Source organism: Rufibacter sediminis, assembly GCF_014269285.1.
Taxonomy (GTDB): Bacteria; Bacteroidota; Bacteroidia; order Cytophagales; family Hymenobacteraceae; genus Nibribacter; species Nibribacter sediminis.
Window position 1 is genome coordinate 17,425 of the sequence record NZ_JACOAF010000014.1, and the last position, 18,773, is coordinate 36,197.

Annotated in this window: 10 protein-coding genes; 1 reads left to right on the forward strand and 9 read right to left on the reverse strand. The window is 45.0% G+C overall.

The window, feature by feature from the left end; translation table 11 throughout:
* Positions 1 to 15 precede the first annotated feature (15 nt).
* From H7U12_RS05490 to H7U12_RS05525, 8 genes are all read right to left on the reverse strand, one after another.
* The gene (locus tag H7U12_RS05490) at positions 16 to 1,155 is read right to left on the reverse strand and encodes a SusE domain-containing protein (RefSeq protein ID WP_186634186.1); all 1,140 of its coding nucleotides are present in this window, start codon (positions 1,153 to 1,155) and stop codon (positions 16 to 18) included.
* A 35-nt stretch (positions 1,156 to 1,190) separates the two neighbouring features.
* On the reverse strand, positions 1,191 to 2,816 hold the full coding sequence (locus H7U12_RS05495; protein ID WP_186634189.1) for a RagB/SusD family nutrient uptake outer membrane protein: 1,626 nt from the start codon (positions 2,814 to 2,816) through the stop codon (positions 1,191 to 1,193).
* A gap of 13 nt (positions 2,817 to 2,829) precedes the next feature.
* Positions 2,830 to 6,213 (reverse strand): SusC/RagA family TonB-linked outer membrane protein, encoded by a 3,384-nt coding sequence (locus H7U12_RS05500; RefSeq protein WP_186634192.1) that lies wholly within the window; start codon positions 6,211 to 6,213, stop codon positions 2,830 to 2,832.
* Positions 6,214 to 6,284: 71 nt separating this feature from the next.
* Positions 6,285 to 7,346, reverse strand: a complete 1,062-nt coding sequence (locus tag H7U12_RS05505) for a FecR family protein (protein ID WP_186634195.1) — start codon at positions 7,344 to 7,346, stop codon at positions 6,285 to 6,287.
* 244 nt (positions 7,347 to 7,590) lie between these two features.
* On the reverse strand, positions 7,591 to 8,289 hold the full coding sequence (locus H7U12_RS05510; RefSeq protein ID WP_186634198.1) for an RNA polymerase sigma factor: 699 nt from the start codon (positions 8,287 to 8,289) through the stop codon (positions 7,591 to 7,593).
* Between the two features lie 1,550 nt (positions 8,290 to 9,839).
* A complete protein-coding gene (locus H7U12_RS05515) occupies positions 9,840 to 12,236 on the reverse strand; it encodes a GH92 family glycosyl hydrolase (RefSeq protein WP_186634202.1) in 2,397 nt (798 codons plus the stop codon).
* 241 nt (positions 12,237 to 12,477) lie between these two features.
* Positions 12,478 to 12,816 (reverse strand): MFS transporter, encoded by a 339-nt coding sequence (locus H7U12_RS05520; protein ID WP_255896766.1) that lies wholly within the window; start codon positions 12,814 to 12,816, stop codon positions 12,478 to 12,480.
* A gap of 142 nt (positions 12,817 to 12,958) precedes the next feature.
* The gene (locus H7U12_RS05525) at positions 12,959 to 15,154 is read right to left on the reverse strand and encodes a GDSL-type esterase/lipase family protein (RefSeq protein WP_186634205.1); all 2,196 of its coding nucleotides are present in this window, start codon (positions 15,152 to 15,154) and stop codon (positions 12,959 to 12,961) included.
* 495 nt (positions 15,155 to 15,649) lie between these two features.
* Here H7U12_RS05525 and H7U12_RS22965 point away from each other — a divergent pair, with 495 nt between their 5' ends.
* The gene (locus H7U12_RS22965) at positions 15,650 to 16,096 is read left to right on the forward strand and encodes an IS1/IS1595 family N-terminal zinc-binding domain-containing protein (RefSeq protein WP_186634208.1); all 447 of its coding nucleotides are present in this window, start codon (positions 15,650 to 15,652) and stop codon (positions 16,094 to 16,096) included.
* Positions 16,097 to 16,472: 376 nt separating this feature from the next.
* Here the strand turns inward: H7U12_RS22965 and H7U12_RS05535 are convergent, their stop codons facing one another.
* Positions 16,473 to 18,692 (reverse strand): family 43 glycosylhydrolase, encoded by a 2,220-nt coding sequence (locus H7U12_RS05535; protein WP_241749165.1) that lies wholly within the window; start codon positions 18,690 to 18,692, stop codon positions 16,473 to 16,475.
* Between the last annotated feature and the right edge of the window lie 81 nt (positions 18,693 to 18,773).

Sequence of the window (18,773 nt, forward strand, 5' to 3'; positions counted from 1 at the left end):
GGGAAGAACCAAGATTTATTTCACAGTGACAGAATGGGTATATTGAGTAGCCCCCGCACTGAAATCCACTTTGATATCAGCGTTCTTGCGGTCAGCGTTCTCATTGAACTTAAATGCGAAATCATAGCGTGAGTTGTCTACTGGAACCATATACCAATAGGAGGACTGCGTGCTGCTGCTTGGCCGGCTATTGTCTCTGTTTTGACTTCCAAACCATTCCATAGCTTCTACCCCAGCCTGATCCAGCACCGTGAATCTGAATTTATAACGTTCATCTCTACCCCAGCTTTCCTGAAAGAACTCTACCGGGGCATTTTTGATTTCCCAGGTACCTTTACCTGTATAAGGCAGTTCATACCAGATCTTGTTCTCTGCAGAGAACCATAAACCTACCGACTTGATCTCAGTAAATTCTGCGGTGGCGCTATTCAGGTTCAACCGTATCCGGTAGATTTTCTGATCACCTGTCACCGTAGTAGTGCCACCCTCCACCATCTTCCCGTCTTGAATGGAGAAAGTGAGAGGATTGCCTGAGTTACCACCAGTAAACTTGTAGGTCCCCGCTTTTAAAGCGGTATAAATCTCAAATTCACCGGCTTTGGTTTGTTTAAAGGGGATGGCATCGCCCAAGGTCTCCCCTGCCTCTGTGGCAGAACCTGTTAAGTACAAAGCGGAAGGAATCTCTGAAAAACCAGCAGGGCGTTCCAACTCCACCGTGTGCGAAATAGAAGGCTTTTTGACATTGATACCTTTAGAAGAAAAAACCGTCCATTTGATCTTCCCAATTTCCTGCGAGGCAATACCAGCCATCTTAGCGATCTGATTCAAAGTGCCATAGCTCATGGTAAGGGAGTTCCCCATTCCATTATCATCTGATTTGACGCTATAGACGGGATCGGAAAAATCGCCTGATTCTTTATCGAAAACTACTTCGTAGAAAACCAGCCCATTGTCTTCCGCCATGGCAGGAGCCCACTCGAAAACGGTGCTCCCGGAGGCTGGCTCCAGCTTAATAAACTTATTGTTCTCCGGTGTGAATAGGTTGGTTACCTCAGTCACCTGGGTGTGATCGAGTTCTTTGTCATCGTCGCAGCTTGCTAAAAAGAACAAGGCGGCTACCCAAGTGCATAAGCGAAGGATATATAGATTTCTCATATTCAAAAATGCTAGAAGGTTAAATTTATAAGGTGTTACCAATTAGGGTTTTGAGTCAAATTTGGGTTCACAGCTCTCTCAGACCGGGGGATAGGCCAGAGATAGTGTTTGTTTGGATCAAACGTTCTTTGGTTGACTCTGATGTAGCCATTATCCACCGAAGCAGGGCCAAACCTGGCTCCGTGTGCCCAGCCATTCAATACTTGCTCTGCTATTCTCCATCTTCTGATATCGAAGATGCGGTTATTTTCAAGGGCGAATTCTATGCGGCGCTCATTTCTAATGAGGCTTCTCATTGCATCTGAGCCCAAAGCCGTATAGTTCAAGGCCTCTGGATTTGTAAAGCCCGCGCGTTCCCGGATAGGCCTGATCGTCTGGTTCCATACTCCTTCATTCATTTGCCCCAATTCATGTTTGGCTTCTGCGTACATTAACAGAACATCAGCATAGCGGATCATGATCAAATTCAGACCTGACAGAAAGTTGGGGCCAGAAGTGGGGTCATAGTACTTGCGGAAGTAGTAACCGGTAGGTGAACTAACTCCTCCGGGCCTATACTCATCTGGTTTTGCATCAGACGGATCCGTTCCTGGTCTGGTATAAACGGTTACTGTAGAGCCATCAAGCTTAGTCCAGGTAGAATTGTGGTAAGCAATGGTGGCCGCAAGCCGAGGATCGCGATTGGCATAAGGATTTGTCTCCTCAAATCCAGACCCGGCTTCCCTAATCATTTTACCGTTCTCCGTGAGATAGCTGTCCACCAGTTCCTGAGTAGGGGCAAGATTATTTAATCTAGCACCTGCTATTATTGGAGCCATGTCAAAATAATGACTATACGCCCTGAATTGCGGCACAAACTGGAGGTCTAGGATTACCTCGTTGTTGTTCTCGTTTTGCGGTAAAAATAAACCTTGATAAGACGGAAAAAGGCTATAAGTACCATTGCTACCATTCATTAAAGACTCACAGGTAGTTACCACGTCCTCCCATCTTCCTTCATATAACAATGTCCTGCCTTTTAAAGCAATAGCTGCGCCTTTGGTAATTCTACCCTTATCTGCGGCAGCATATGCCGTGTTTACTGGTAAAGCATCTGCAATTTGAGTTAACTCATTCAGCACAAACTCCAATACTAGCGGACGCGGAGTTCTTGCAATAGATCTTGATTCCTCAATGCTTATGTCACGATCAAAAAGCGGCACCGCCCCATACCAGGTCATCAATTTGAAATAATGAAATGCCCTGATAAAACGAGCCTCGGCCTTCATTCTTTCTCTTAAAACCGGGTCCATGTTTTCAACCCTGTCCACATTTTCTAAAAAAATGTGACAAGTCTTGATGCCCGCATAATGGTAGTTCCATTGATCAATTATTCTTCCAAGTGATGCATCATAGGTGCCTGCGGCCAGAGAAGCAACTCCGTTTTGGTCTCCCCTTCCACTATAGGCATTGTCAGTCGCGCCTTCATTGTAGAAATAATAATCGCTACGGTACATCTGAGAATAGGCAGTGTTGAGGACACTCAATGCCTTTTCTGTAGTAGTCCAATAGTTGGCATCCGTAAAGCGACTTTCTGGGTATAATTCTAAATCTTTACATGCTGTAAAGGAAATTAGAAAAAACCCTACAACGTAAATGGTTAATTTTGAAAATCTATTCATGCGTTTCATCAAGTTAGAAAGTAACATCAAGACCAAAGCCGTAATACACTGGGGTAGGATACGCCCTTCCGCTATTTGCTCCGCTGTTGAGGAGGTTACTATTAAATTCTGTGACCTCCGGATCAATGAATTTTAGCTTAGAAAGCGTAAATAAGTTTTGACCAGAGAAATACGCTCTCATGGACTTCATGCCTATTTTACCAATCAGGGAAGGTGGAAGCGTATACCCTATTTGCACGTTCTTCAATCTTGCATAAGAAGCATCATAAAGATACATGTCAGAACCTCTTCTAAAGTTGTTTTCAATTGATTGGCTTCCTGCCGCTGCTAGTCTTGGATATCTGGCATTAGGGTTCTGGGGCGTCCAGAAATCTAGTTGATGCTGGTACATTACCTGAGAATAATTAAAGTGGAACGGTTCTACTAATTCTCCTCTAATGAAGGTACTTCTCTTGCCGACTCCTTGGAAGAAAAGACTCAAGTCAAAGCCTTTTACCCGTAAATTATAGGTAGCCCCAAAAGTGTAACGGGGGAAAGGATTGCCCAGCACAAACAAGTCATTATCATCAATAACATTGTCGCCGTTTGCATCAACGTATCTATTGTCTCCTGGCGACAGATTTAACCCAGCCGGCCTAGGTCCTCTTTCAATTTCTTCAAGGTTCTGGAAATAACCGTCACGCAGAAAGCCTACATATGAATTATAAGGTAATCCGTTTCTACGGACTCTCTGCATCTCATCCGCACGATATAAGTCTTGTCCTCCCTCAATGAAAAGTACTTTGTTTTTAGTATCTCCCAGATTAAAAGAGAAAGAATGTTCAAAAATAGAGTGGGTGAGCCGGTAATTAACATTAATCTCCCAGCCTTGGTTTTTGAATTTGCCGGCATTGTAGTTTGGTATATTTGCACCAAAAATCCCTGGAATAACAGGCGGAACTAACATGTCTCTGGTAACTCTGTCAAAGTAGTCTAAAGACACTGTTAGTGCATTGTTCAAGAAGCCTGCATCTATCCCCACATTAAAGGTTGCCCCAGATTCCCATCTAACGTCTCGGTTAGCAAAGGTAAATCCAGTACCTCCAACCCCTCTGTTATTGAAGCCATAAGCATTTTGAAAAGTATATAAGGTATTTAAGTATTCGTAATTTCCAATAGCCTGATTACCTAAAATACCATAAGAGCCTCTTACTTTTAAGTCTCCTACTTTATCTCTATACCCAGAAAAAAAGTTTTCCTCACTTATGCGGTAACCTGCTGAGATGGACGGGAAAAAGCCCCATCGGTTGCTTTTATGAAATTTTGAAGATCCATCAAATCTAAAATTGAATTCTCCAAAATATTTGTCTCTAAAGGAGTAAGAAGCCCGGCCAAAAACAGAATTTAAGCTAGTTTCTGCTAATCTTTCATGTGAGTTATAAGAACCAGTGCTTATCACGGTTTCCGTTGTGGGCGTACCTAATTCGGGATCAGTTAAGGTTCTAAATAAACCAACACTCCGGTTGGTCTCATTTTCATTAGAAACGCCTACCAATACATTAGTGATATGGTCTTGATTGAAGGTTTTGTTAAACTCAGTTATTAATTGCGTGTTAAGCGCAATATGCCTACTGGTTTCATCATTGGTATTACGGTTTGCGCCGTACGTACCACCCGGGAAATAATCTACCTGCATGGTTCTCGCAAACTGGTTATTTGAGAAAACGCTTCCCCCAAAGACCCCTCTTATTTTAAGGAAATCAGTTACTTTAAATTCTGCATTAATATTGCCGAGTATGTTGTCATTTTCATACTTTCTAAACCCACCTTGCTCCAATACACCCAATGGGTTATATTCAGAAAGAACATCATTGGTCAAATAACGCCCTTGATCATCTTTAAGTCTATAATAGGTAGGTACTCTTCCCGCATCCACTATAAGGAATTGAGTTGAATTAGAGTGGTCTTTAATTTCACTACGCGTGTAGGCTAGGTTACTGGTTAATTTTAACCTACCATATTCATTTGCAAGATTTACCCGGTAATTGTAACGGGTGTGACCATAATTAGGCCCAACCAAATTACTTCTTTGGTCTGACACCCCAGCAGATACCAAATAAGTTGAGTTCTCACCCCCTCCGGAAATGGAAAGATTATGGTTCTGCTGTAAGGCGTTTTTAAGAATAGAATTCAAAAACCATTCATTATCTCCTTCTTCCTGAATTCTCCTAATATCATCAGGCCCATAAATAGGCGGCAATCCTGCATTCACCGCGGCTTGGCTTCTAAGGAGAGCATTCTCGTACCCCTTTACCGGCTTGTATAACACCCTAGGCTCTTGTATACCTACCAAGGCATTGTAAGACAAAGTAGGACGGGTATTTTTTTTACCTCCTTTGGTGGTAATCAACAATACACCATTAGCGGCTCTTGAGCCATAGATAGCGGCACTTCCGGCATCCTTTAATATCGAAACACTTTCAATATCCTGCGGATTCAGCAAATTGATATCTCCGCCTATAATTCCATCAATTACTACAAGCGGAGAATTGCCGTTTATAGTGTTGATTCCTCTAATGTTGATATTAGGGGATTGGCCCGGCTCATAGCTTGTTTGCTGAATAATAAGGTTAGGAGAGGCGCCCTGTAAGGCTTGCGTGGTATTCATGGCTGGTCTTCCCTCAATCACAGCAGAGGACACCTGGTCTACAGCACCCACTACGCTCACACGGCGCTGCGTTCCATACCCTACCACTACCACTTCCTCCAAGGCCTGACCATCCTCTTGTAAAGTAATGTTGATGGTAGCCCTATTGTTGATAGGCGCTTCCTGTGGTTTAAATCCGATGTAAGAAAATACCAGGACCCCATTTTCCTGCCCAGTTGGCACATTTATGGAGTATCTTCCATTTACATCAGTGGAAACTCCAATGCCAGCTACTCCTTTCAATACAACGGATACGCCAGGCAACCCCTCACCTTTGGCATCCTTTACTTCACCGGTTACCGTGATATCTACCCGGGTCTGGTCTCTTTTTGATTGGAACGACGTAGGAGCAGATGCTTGCGGCACAATGGGGATGACAACATACGTGTTCTTGTCTACCTTCTCTGCCTTCAGGTTATACGGTTTCAGCACGCGCTCTATATCCTGGATTACGTTGCCACTTATAGGCTTCAGTAAACGCTCTTCTGCCTTTATTTTAGAAAACAACTCACTGTCATAATTGAAATTGACCTTGTAATAGTCTCCTAACTCCTTTAGTACTTTAGAAAGCGAAACAATTCTTTGCTCACTAACACCAAGGTTGCTTGGGGCTGACCTCCGGAGGGATGCCATTGGTTGGGCAGATACCTGCAAGCCTAGCATTAGCAGCACAGGTATAAGCAAATTTGATTTGCTAAAAGGTTTTACCATATTAAAATGAGTAGATTTTAGTTAGTAAAGGTTGTATCATACATCTTATAAATTGCCTTTTATAGGGGGGATTATCGAAACTCCAGTTTATGGCCTGTCTTTATAACTTTTAGATCAAACAACTTCTCCAGTGCAATGAAAAGCACCTCGACGTTATCATGTGGAACAGAACCAGTAAACCGCCTGTCCACTAATTCCTTATTGGAAAAGGTCACTTCAAATCCGTAAACATCTTCCAAGACGCGGGCAACCTCTATTAGAGGGGCGTCTTCAAACATGAGTTTATTGTGCTGAAACGCTTCATAAATCTCCAGATGCGCTGGTTTCTCTTTTGTTATTAGTGCCTGCGTATCATTTTGCCCGTTCCATGTCGCTAACTCGCCTGGTTTTAGGGTTTCCTGCTTTATCGTTGAAGTATAGAGGCCCAACAAAATATCATCAGTTACCGAAAAATTTACTTTGCCTTCGCTTAACACTACCCTACAGACATGTGATCGTTGCGTAGCCGTAAATTGTGTACCTAATACTTCAATGCTGACATTATCTTGTAAGAGCACTTTAAACTTCTGGTCATTTTCTTGATGGCTCACTTTGAAAAAGGCCTCCCCTTTTAAACTCACTTTCCTAGTTGATTCTGAATTCCACGGCTTTTCAAAGCTCAAAATAGAATTTGCGTTCAAGACCACCTCTGATCCATCAGGTAAGACAACCCTTTTTACTTGGCCGTGCCTTGTGGCATATTGTACCGTCTCTCTCTGCTCTCTTATCCCAAAGTAATAAAGGGCAACACTAACCATTATCAAACCAATCAGGCTGGCAGCTAATCTCGATGCCTCTTTCCAAATAGGATAAGCCCTTCTACCAAGTGCTTCTGTTCCAGAATTTTCCGAAACAGCAACCCTATGTTGAATTTTACTCCAAACCTCCGCTTTCTCAAGAGGGAGCCATGTTCTCTCGTTCTGGTAAACCATGGCACGCACCACAGCTTTAGCCTGCTCTATTTGTTCAACCTTTTCAGGGTTTGCTTTTATGAAAGCCTCCCAATAGAGTGTATCACTATCATCTTTACCTAAAGCCCAATTACAAAAGCGTGGATCTAATACAAAATCGTGTAAAGTCAGGTAGCCTTCCATCTAAAATTATTGGGTATCGTCCTTCAAAGTAAGAAAGGAGCATTCAAGGCAAAGTGACCCATGGAAGTAGATGTATTTTTGTTATTTTTTTAGAAACGCCTTAATCCTCGATTCCTTTTTTATAGAAAAGGTCTAAAAAAACAAACTCCTATTGCCATTGTGGCAAGTTATTGCGTTAACCTTACGGAGTTCTTCTAGTGGGTGAATAGGTTGAATCCGGTGCTCATGAGCACTACTTACTGCCTTAGGACAGAAAAAACTCAGCTCCGCCAATAAAAAGGGCAGGAAGCAGTGAGCCAAACTGTAGCTCTTGTTTGCGGAATTTCAAACGTTGGTTATTGCTCTGGAAGACAAAGGTGGAGCTGGAAGTGATAGTAGTAGCAGAAGAACTGCGAAAGCTTTCTTGAAGAATGTCAATTGCCCTATACATTAGTTTGTATACTGCCCTGGGGGTAATTTCTAATAACGTAGCTATCTCCGCAAATTCCATGTTTTGATAGAACCGGAGGTAAACAGCCTCCCTTTGCCGCTCTGACAACTGTTCTACTGCTCGCTCTAAAAGTACATGGAAATGTTTTTCGTCTTCAGCCTCTATCAATCTATCATCTGAAGGGTTCTCCACTTGTGCCACTCCCTCAGTTTCTCTGTAAATAGAATTCTTTGCTGCTTCTTTAACTTTGACAGCTATTTCTCTGCGTAAAGCTCTAAAAAGGTAAAACTTTATAGATGTTGTGGGGCTTAACATATGCCGTCTATTCCAAATTGTCACGAAAAGATCTTGCAGGCAATCTTTCACTAACTCTTTGTCAGGGTGCAACCGATATCCATAATTGTACAGGATATCAGAAAAGGCCGCAAAAATTTGTGAAAAAGCTTCTTCATCCCCTACCCTGAATCTATCCCACAACTCAGATTCTTCCTCTATTAATTGCGATTTTCCCATAGGTTAAACGTTTTACCTGTAATTATATGGAAAATCTGCAAAATTTTAAACGCTTTGTTTCTTTATTTTTATTATGCACTCTAATCACATAAAACGTACCTAGCGATACTTCAGATGCTTAGCACTGGAATATTCTGTAGTGCAAGTGCCTTTGAAACCATCATTCTCTTGAAAGGATCAGCTTTAACAAACCTATAAGTCCCGTAGTACAGGGTAGAATTTCAATCTGTTTGACGAAGCACTGAAGACATGCCAACTCATTTAGCCATGAACCACTTCTACTAAACTTATCAGAAACGTCATCATCCATAACTTCATCTAATCTACAACGAGCCAACTATCTCAAAACATCAAGCACACACAGAAGTTCTTATGTATAAACATGGAAACACATTACTGATTCATCGTTATTTTTCAATTTACAGAGGCAAAATACAACGAATTCCAAATTGGCCATAAGTAAACCGCTGCTAGTAAATCAATGCTCAAAAAGAACTTTTGGCTGGAATGAATATAATTTAAAGTAAAGTTATTATATAGGCTTGCTAAGATCTTCAGCAGAACCTGATTAGCGCGAGCAAATAGAAAAGCCTTAAACGTTCCTCTCTAACATCCTCAACTCTATATAGGAGATGTGCACTTACTCAGATGTGCACATTGGTGGCATTTGCTAATCTAGTAGAATCAACCAGTGCAACTGAAAAGTGGTTTGCAACAGGCCTGGTCAAGCACGGGTATCCAATAGATGAAATAAGGGCATTTCTAAATTTCACTACCTTGATTTATTCAGAGCACGTAAAATATTGTAGATACTAAGATCTATGATTCAATAGAGACCTTCAAAGAAGGCTTATACTTTTTTAAGATAGCACTGATATAATTCACCAAAGGATCAATACCACTTTAGATCTTGAAACCCGTTTTCAGCTAGGCCAACTTTGGTGTAAAATCTTCAGTTAGCTGATGCCCATAGATCGTATTTTTCAAAACACATTAGAAAAATACAATTGTAAACAATCAAGAACATCTTTGAATCAGATGCCGTGAGTGACCGAAAGAGTAACAGGTTATACTTGTTCTCAAACCTACACTTTGAAATAGAAGCATTTTTTAATCGGGTACTGTCTACCCATACGCAAGAATATGATCCGATGATTTCAGTTATAGAACTAGTTTCTAAAATAGGCCTATAACTGAAATCATCGGATCATAAAGCTTCCCAGCTTAAGCTACAGTTAAGCCTTTTTAGATTCTGAATCAAAATACAGACGTCCTCCAACTATTTTATGGGAAACATCAGTTGGAGGACGTCTTTTCTGAACTCGCTTATAAATTATGTCTGAGAAAAAGGAAGTGACGGACTTGATAAATCATATCTATCAAAAGCTTGTCACAGTATGTTAAAAGCATATAAGAAGCTCTTCTGTTTATGATCTGAATTCAGCAAAATAAGCCAAAAACAGTTTCATAACAGAAGAGCTCTTTTATAGAATACATTGCTTCTTCGTAGACTTTAAGAAGAGCTTATAGACATCATACATGCCACATCTTTATTTAATAACGTTAGGAGGAGGCATAATACCCCAAGTTTCATTGGCCTGATTCCCCATTACAAATTCCAGCTTACCGCCTGCCATCAGCTCATCTAGATACATCCAGCTATTGGTCAAAGGCTTTCCATTAAAAGTGGCAGATTGAATGTACACGTTGGTGGCAGAGTTGTTTTTAGCTTCAATGACCAGCTTCTTTTGGTTGCCCAATGTGATGGTAGATTTGTCAAACAAGGGGCTACCTATTTGTATGATAGGACGGGCATCGGTGAAGCCTTTTACATCAAACAAACCTAGTGAGGCCATCACGTACCAAGACCCTAGCTGACCCTGGTCTTCATCTTGCCCATAACCGTAGCCATGCACGCCTTCTGTCCCATAAAACTCATTGCAGATGTCCCTGGTCCATTTCTGGGTGAGCCAAGGCTTGCCAGAAAAGTTGAAGAGCCAGCTTATATGCAGGTTGGGCTGGTTTCCGTGGTTGTAGATGGCGTTGATACCCGCAAAGGCATCTATGGTTTTGCCGCCACCAAAGGCGTTCTTCTGAGACTCAGTGAAAATATTATTTAACCTGGTGTTGAACTCATCTTTACCCACGGCAGTGATTAAAGCATCGGGGTTCTGAGGAACAAAGAAAGTATACTGGATGGCATTGCCTTCCTGGAACCCTCTCCAGGCTTCATAGGGGTCAAACGGTGTGATAAAATTGCCCTTTAAGTCTTTTGGTTGTATCAGTTTAGACTGCGGGTTAAACAGATTCTTCCAGCCTTCTGAGTACTTCATCAGCTTTTGGTAATCTGCTGTTTTGCCCATAGACTTAGCCATTTGGGCCGCTGCGTAGGCACTATAGGCGTATTCCATGGTGTGCGAAGCAGAAAAGGTAGACCCTGTGGAATCTGTGATGAAAACGTTACCGCCGCCTATAAAGGGACTGTAGCCGCGCTCTACAAAGGCCTTTACATCCATTTTCCCAGAGCCTTCTTTCCTGTTTTTATAGCCCATTTCATTCTCATACACTGCTTTGTAGGCCAGCTCTGTGTCATAATCTCTGATACCGGCATTGTATGCGGCCGCTACGGCCAGGCCTACCATATTGGTACCTACCCCAGAAACGAAATTGCTATTGGCTATCCCGTCACCAAACCAGCCTCTTTCTTTGTACACTTGTAATTGGGTATGCACAAAGTCATTGTAATGCTGCGGGTATGCTAAAGTCCATAATTGTGTCAGGTTCCAGTAGCCTCCCCAGATCGCATCTGTGTTCATGAAATTGTAGCTGAAGCTCCCCTTTGCATCGCGGGGTAATTGCCCAATGGCACCGTCGTGCCGCGGGAAAGAACCGTTCACGTCGCTGGCCACACCCCGGCCTAAAAGCGCATGGTATAAACCGGTATAGAACTTGGTTTTACTTTTCTCATCAGCGCTTTCTACATCCAGCTTGTTTAACTCTTCCCGCCACGCTTTCTGGGCCTGTTCCTTGGCTTTGTCAAAAGACAGCTTCTCGCCTTCGGTGGCCAGGTTTAATTTGGCATTCTGCGTAGACGTATAAGACAGCCCTACCTTTATTTCAATGGCTTCCTGGTCTTTGGTGCTGTACTCCAGGAAAAGTCCGGCTCCTTTGCCCTTCGCTGAGTTGGAAGAAGCCTGTATTCCTTTCTCTGTGAAGGAACCTACCCGCAGAGGCTTCTTGCTGACTTCTCCGTAGAAATACATAAACACTTTTCCTTCGGGGTCATATTTTTTCACATATTTAGGGTAGGTCTCTACAAAGCCCTCAAAATGTGTATCGTCAATCATTTTAACGGAGGCATCTGTAATCCAGCCGCTTTCGCCTTGCACGTTTCCTATATCAAAAATAATTCTTGATTGCTCGTTTTGGGGAAAAGTATACCGGTGAAACCCAACGCGTTTGGTAGCGGTCAGCTCGGCGGTAATCTTATGCTCATCTAAGAGAACTTTGTAGTAGCCGGGTTGCGCCAGCTCGTTTTTTCTGTCAAATTCCGACCGGTAGCCACTAGCGCTGTTTTCCAGTTCACCGGGTTTTACTTTTAGCTCTCCGGCCGTGGGCATAAAGCTGATTCCGCCCACCTGCCACTCATGGAAATGCACAAAACCTTCAATGGAGGTATGCCGGGTGTCATAGCCCACGGCTTCCCAGCCATCTTTATTTCCGTAATGCCCGTTGGTAGAAGGGGCTAACTTGGCCATGCCATACGGCACTGCGGCCGGAGTATAGAAAAACCAGCGACTGTGGGCCGTACCTATGTTAGGGTCAACGTACCTAAGTACATCTTTCTGACTAAGTTCATCTTTCTCATTCTTGGTGACAGCACAGGAGCCTATCCCAAGAGATAACATTAGCAGAGATGATTGTAGAATGAGGTTTCGTATTTTCATTTGAACGGATTATTGGTATTTACTTATATTTTAAAAGAAGCACCTGAACTCTTTGCATTCAGTCCTAATCAACCGCTGCTGTGTTTAGCAGAGCGACCTCTACTATGATGTTTGGCATAGAAGGTTTTCAGCACTTCGAAATGCAGGTTTAAATTATACTATACCCCAAAGGGGGGGCACTGTTGAAAATGAAAAAGGTGCCTAAAACAGCAAAGCGGTGCCAGTAGCCTTATGGACATCCTTATTGAGCAGCCCTCATACTCTGTATTTCCTCTAAAGATTTCCCTTTCGTTTCTGGCACCATTTTCAGGACTCCCCAGAAAGCGCCCAAACAGAAAAATGCGTAAAACCAGAAGGTACCTGAAGCTCCTAATGATGCCAAAAGAAGGGGCGTAACCTGACCTACTATGGTGTCTGCTATCCACATGGCCATGATACTGAGCTCCATGGCTCTCCCCCTTATTTTATTGGGGAAGATTTCTGCCGCAATCACAAATTTCAAAGGGACTATGAAGAATGCGAAACAGGCCCAAAACACGATAATGGATAGCAAGAGGAAGAACCCAGTACTACCGGCCAGTAAACAACAGACTTAAAGTAGCACCTACTGAACCAACTAAATAGAGAGGCCTGCGTCCTAATTTGTCTTCTTCCAGCACATAGATTTCTATTCTTTGTTTGTTTCTCTGCTTATAATATCAAAGGATTATAGTTCTGCTGCTTTAGTGGGTTTGCTGTTGCCCCTTCCCTTTTCGCCTGGTACCCGGGTGCGTCGGGTCTTTACCGGTTTTCTGGGGCACAAGTGAATACATACCAGGAGCCAAGTCCGAAATGTTGATCTTACTGCCTTGCACTTGCCTAGTAAACACTTGCCGGCCCACCAGATTAGGAACTAGTACCTGACTACCTTCCACTTCTTTGCTTGACGATAGGTCAATCTCGCCGGCGGTTAGGTTGGGAAACAACCTAAAGCCCGAGGCTTTCACACGGTTCATGTTAAAACCTAAAGGCTCTGAAGTAACACGAAGCGTGTTGAGGCTTTGCGCTAAGTTCACCAGTGAGTCTGACACGCCCACCCGTTTGCCGTCTAAGGGAGCGTAAATTTCCAAGCTGGACTTTAGTACGCTGTCAGCTACCAGGCGGTATATTTCTTCCCGGGTCATACCAGCCCGGTGAAACGTCCAGTTCCTAAACTTAGCTTGCTTTGGCTCACTGTTGCCGCTTAGCTTGAATTGTGTAGGGATGAGTTTTTCGCTTAAAGAGCCGGCCTGTACGCTGTCTATGTAAAGGATGGTCTCACCGCGGGCATAATAATGGGTAAGGCTGATTTTATGCCACTTGCCATCATGCACGTTTCCTGTGCTTGTCACTCTGCCGGTTTTAGGAGACCGATACATAACTTTTCCGGAAGCATCGGTAGAGATAACGCCAACGCCACCACCTGCCTCTGTTATTCTCATCAAGGCCTGTGCTTTTGAGGCTTTAAAAGACACGGTACTAGTAAAAGAGTGCACTACGTTTTCAGGCGTAAATACAAGGGATTTGCTGCCCTTCGCCTTACTAGAAGCCAGCGTTATGTGAGACCCTTCTACTTTCTTTGGCTGGGGCTTGTTTGCAGCCAGCGCATCAAAAAGCGACGGTACTAATGTATAGGCCATCTCTGCGTGACCCGCATCATTAGGGTGCAGTGCATCATCCCAGAAACCGGTGGCCCAACGGCCAGCCCCGTCGTCTACTGCTCCTAATAAGTTCACACTAGGCACATCCCAGGAATGAATAAGAAGGTTCATCTGCTGGATAAAGGCGTAGTCTGTGGCGTTGTAGTCGTTGCGGGTGTAGTTGTTGGTGATAACCGGAACCATGCCCTTGTCGCGGGCCTGTCTAATCAATTGCTGCAGGTTGGTACTGAACTGGTCAAAACGTGGCTGCCCGAATTCATGTATTCCCTCATTTCCCAAGGCCAACGCATATATGACGTACTTGGCTTTCTGCGGCAGCAAATCAGATTGCCATCGGTTCATTACTCGCACGGTGTTATCGCCGGGCACCGAGATATTGGTCGTTTGCCAGTCCAGTCCCAGTTGCTGAGTACTTCTGGCCCGCAAAATATTGGTATATAGGCTTGTGTAACCTACCCTGTTGGTGGCTCCCGTCCCGTGTGGTACAGACGAACCGAAATACACAATCTTCAGTTCATTCAAGGGCTCATACGACTGCAGCGACAAGCCATCTAAGAAAACCTCACCTACCGTGGCTCTGGTAGCGTTACTCCAGACCAGACTCCCGTTGATATAGGTGGTCTTGGAAATCTCCAGATTGTTGATCCAGTTGGCATCTGCCAGCAAGATATCTGAAGGGGTTATTGAGTTGTTATTTCCGCTATAATTATTGTTCCCTATGGCGCTGCCTATGGTTTGCTGTGAAACTGTGCTCACCGTTCTGCCCAAGAGTTTGTTTTGGGTTACGCGGTTGTCCTTTGCCTGTCTGCTCCCGAAGGAATGGAAAGCATAGCGATTATTCGCGGCAAAACCACCCATCCTAAGCCGACCTAAACCGTTAGCACCTTCTAAGGAAAAACAATCTTGGGTAGCGGCGGCTATCGCATACTCCTCCAACAGCGCATTTGATGGGGCCAGCAGCCCTCCGTTTTGAATGCCATTGGTCAGAAAGCCAGATACTACTTTCCCATAAATGCCGCTGGGCTGATTTTGTTTGTCTGTTAGGTTAAAGATATCTTCCCCAGCGGTGGAATTGAGCACGTTGTTCCAGTAATTACCGATAACATCTGGGCTTGGCGTGATGTTGTCATTGTTGACCTCACTGGGTTTGAAGTCAACCAACATAGGCCGAAGCGCTTGGCTGTGAGTGGTTAACCCTGATAGAATAACCAACAACACCAGGAGTAGCTTTCTTCCCATAAGCTCTTATATGATTTAGACATCTAAGACTAACTGTTACTATTTCTAAAATCCTAGGTTTTAATGAACATCTGCCCTACTATTCGCCCCTAAAGCAAAACCTTTATCTAGCGTAAGTCATTGAGGTTACCCTAGAATTTTCATCAGCAAAGAGAGTAATTGCAGATTCACATTTCAATAGCTTTGCGTTAACATAAATTTGAATGAATCTAAAAGACTACATCGGAGCCGTATGATAAGGAAAACCTTTTCCATTTCGGAATCTTGGCTCTAACACACAACCTCGTAGGGCTGTCTTTTAGATGAAACCGTCTAATGAATCCTCCTTAAGGGAGTAAAGAAGAAATTAAGCCAAAGTGCCCCATGCACTGAAAATTATTTCTAATTATTTATAAAGAATTATGACTTATAAGTTAGATTCTAAATAAATGCTGGGCAGTGGTTTAAAAGGTATGATGGGATAAAAGCTGGCAGCGAAGGGTTTAAGGAGATGAGGTGTGCGAGATTCTCACCAAGATAAACTGCCCCCACTGCCAGAGCAGTAAGGTAGCAAGGAACGGAAAGGAAAAGAATGGAAATCAGAACTTGCTGTGCCGGCATTGCGGCTTCTGGAGCGTAACGGTGGTGTCCGGGATATCGGGGAGTTGCTCGGGGAAAGCAGGGAGTGCATTCTGTACAACCTGTGCCGGCAGGGAAACAGGCTCCGTATTCACCCGGCCTGCAAGCATTACAAATGCTGTCCAAATAGACGAAGCATGGGGCTTTGTCGGCAAACGCAGGAAAGGTAAATATTGGTTGCCTTATGCCTACAGCCCGGAAACAGACGAAATACTGGCCTATGAAAGTACCGCCTCCGGAAAAGCACACCATCGGCAAGGGCCTGCACTAAAAACAGAGAGGGTGTCAATACGTGTATCAGGGCCAGCAACAGAAGGCTTGTGAGAAAAACCACCTGCTTCTCCAAAATGAAAGAAAACCATCTGGCTGCTTTAAACATCATGTTTTGCTACCGTAATAGTCAGAAAGACAAGCATCATACTTTTTAAACAACTACCAATCATTCAAATGCCACCAATAGCTTGAGTAGAACCACATCCATGGATTAGCATAAAAAGCGCTTTGGACCTGTTTTTCCAAAAACAGGCCCAAAGCGCTTTCGCCGTACTACAAGTAAAAAGGAAGCTCAAAACAGAAACGAGGTGCTATCGTCTTACTTCTGTTTTAAGCTTCCTTTTTGAAAAAGCCGGGTAAAGTACCTGACGCGTTTATTATCACAAAACGGGCGGCTCTCCTGCAAAAAGGAGCACTGCTTGCCTTCTTATTTACGGTTGAGTCCCTTTATTCCCTCATGGGTGGGAGTTACCTGTTTGATGCTGCCATCTGGGTTGAACTCCATACGGTCAATGGCGACTTCACGGTTAAAGCCGGCGGCATCGCCCATGGTGATGCCTTTGGGGTAGTTGAACCGATGGTACACAATGTACCACTCGTCTTTGCCGGGCACCTGAATTACGGAGTTGTGGCCCGTGCCGTAAATTCCCGAGGCCGGGTCTTTGGCGATGACCAGGTTGTTGGCCGGAACGGTGATCTTGCCCAGCGGCGAGGAAGAAGTCCCGTACCGAACGCGGTAGTTCTCGCTGCGGGTATCGTCTTCAGACCAGAGGAAGTAGTAAGTCCCGTTGCGGTAGAGCACGTGGGTTCCTTCCCGGAACGTTTTGTCCGGGGTCATGACTTTGGTAGTACCGGGCTTGAGAGACACCATATCGGCGTTTAGTTCGGCACCGGCCATGTAGCCGTTGCCCCAGTACAGGTAACTTTTGCCGGTTTTCGGGTCGGTGAACACATCGGGGTCAATCTGCTGGCCGCCGGTCACGCCTTTGGGCAACGCATCCACCAACGGTTTCCCGGAATCCACGAACGGACCGGTAGGACTGTCAGAAACTGCTACGCCAACTTTCTGGGCGGCGGTGAAGTAGAAAAAGTACTTGTACTGACCGTTGATTTTTTTCTCGATGATGGCCGGGGCCCAGGCGTTCCGTTTTCCCCAGCTCACGTCCTTGGGCAGATCCAGAATCACGCCTTCGTCTTTCCAGTTTACCAAATCCTCAGAAGAAAAGGCCTTGAAATACGTGCCCGACCAACCGGTGAAACCATCGCTGGTGGGGTACAGGTAATACTTGCCGTTTTTCTCAGAATAAATGATGTCCGGATCGGCGTAATAGCCTTCCAGCACGGTGTTATGGTCTTCGCGCGCGGTAACCGCAAACGTCTGCGGCTCTTTCCCCTTGATCTCCACGGTGTAGTTTACGGCCCCTTTGGTGAAATCGGCCGCAGAACGGGAGACTTTTACCCCCGGCAAAGAAACAAACCCCGGATCGAAAGCGCTGAGGTCGGTGCCCGGTTTAACCGGCAGATGCAGGGTTCTTTTCGCGGAGTCCAGGAAGAGGTTATTTTTCTTCAACTCCTTGGCCTGCGCCGAAAGCAACACCTCGCCGGCCGGCAACCACTGGCGCACCAGGGCCTCAGATTCCTGGGCGGTGATGGGAATGACCGTGCCGTGGCGCGGATGGAAGTTCATGGTTACGTCGTTGTCCACTACCGTGAAGTTCTGCAGGTCTGTGGTTTTGGTGAACTGGTACTTGCCTTTGGTGTACACGTCGTACATCAGGATATACCCTTCTTCGTCTATCAGCTTGAACACGCCCGCTCCCTCTACCGGGTCTTTGGTCTGCTGCACGTAGCGGTCCTGCAAAACGTAGCCGCCAGTCAGCTTATCAGACACGGCGATCTTGATGCCCGAACCCTCGCCCTCGGTTTTGAAGAACAGGTGGTACTTACCGTCTTTCAGCACAATATCACCGTCAATGGCCGCCCCGTTGGTGGGGCTGAAGTACAGTTGCTTGGGCTCAGACTCCAGATCGGTGAAATCCGGATTGGCGTAGGCGTAGTAGATCTTATCCGGGTCATCGCCGTGCTTCATGGAAAAGTAAACCATGTACTTTTTGGCCTCGGGGTCATAGATGGTCTGCGGAGCCCACACGCGCAGCAGTTTCTCGTTCCCTGCGAACCTTTTCTGGATGTTCACCACGCTGGAAGTCCAGTTGATGAGGTCCGTGGATTTGAGCAGCACCATGGCCCGGTTGGAACTCCAGCCGTTCGCCGATACCATGTCCGTCACCACCATGTAGAAGGTTTTGCCATCGGCACCGCGCAGGATATGCGGATCGCGCACGCCGCCGGTGGAGCTGATCTGGGCCGAATTGAGGATAGGCTGGTTCCCGTTGAGCGCCCGGAAATTGTAGCCGTCCTGGCTGATGGCGAACCGGATGGACTCCTCGGCTTTGCTGTTGCCGGTGAAGTAGGTGAAAAGATACGCGCTGAATTTCTCCTGAGGAGCTTTTTCCTCGGTACGGGTGCTTTTTCGGCCCGATTCAGAAGTGGTGCCCACCTGCGGGGAGCAGGCCGAGGAAAACAGTCCCAAGGCAAGGCAGAAAGCGGCGCATTTCATAGGCAGGTTTCTGGAAAGTGGTTTGTTCATAGCTGATGATTGAAATCTAACGTAGCGGCGCAGTTGGGTCAGAAGTACCTCTGCCGGGGCAGCGCGGTTTTTAAGCCGTTT

Coding starts and splice junctions, on each gene's coding strand:
- H7U12_RS05490 (WP_186634186.1), bottom strand. CDS start 1,155: ATGAGAAATCTATATATCCTTCGCTTATGCACTTGGGTAGCCGCCTTG.
- H7U12_RS05495 (WP_186634189.1), bottom strand. CDS start 2,816: ATGAATAGATTTTCAAAATTAACCATTTACGTTGTAGGGTTTTTTCTA.
- H7U12_RS05500 (WP_186634192.1), bottom strand. CDS start 6,213: ATGGTAAAACCTTTTAGCAAATCAAATTTGCTTATACCTGTGCTGCTA.
- H7U12_RS05505 (WP_186634195.1), bottom strand. CDS start 7,346: ATGGAAGGCTACCTGACTTTACACGATTTTGTATTAGATCCACGCTTT.
- H7U12_RS05510 (WP_186634198.1), bottom strand. CDS start 8,289: ATGGGAAAATCGCAATTAATAGAGGAAGAATCTGAGTTGTGGGATAGA.
- H7U12_RS05515 (WP_186634202.1), bottom strand. CDS start 12,236: ATGAAAATACGAAACCTCATTCTACAATCATCTCTGCTAATGTTATCT.
- H7U12_RS05525 (WP_186634205.1), bottom strand. CDS start 15,154: ATGGGAAGAAAGCTACTCCTGGTGTTGTTGGTTATTCTATCAGGGTTA.
- H7U12_RS05535 (WP_241749165.1), bottom strand. CDS start 18,692: ATGAACAAACCACTTTCCAGAAACCTGCCTATGAAATGCGCCGCTTTC.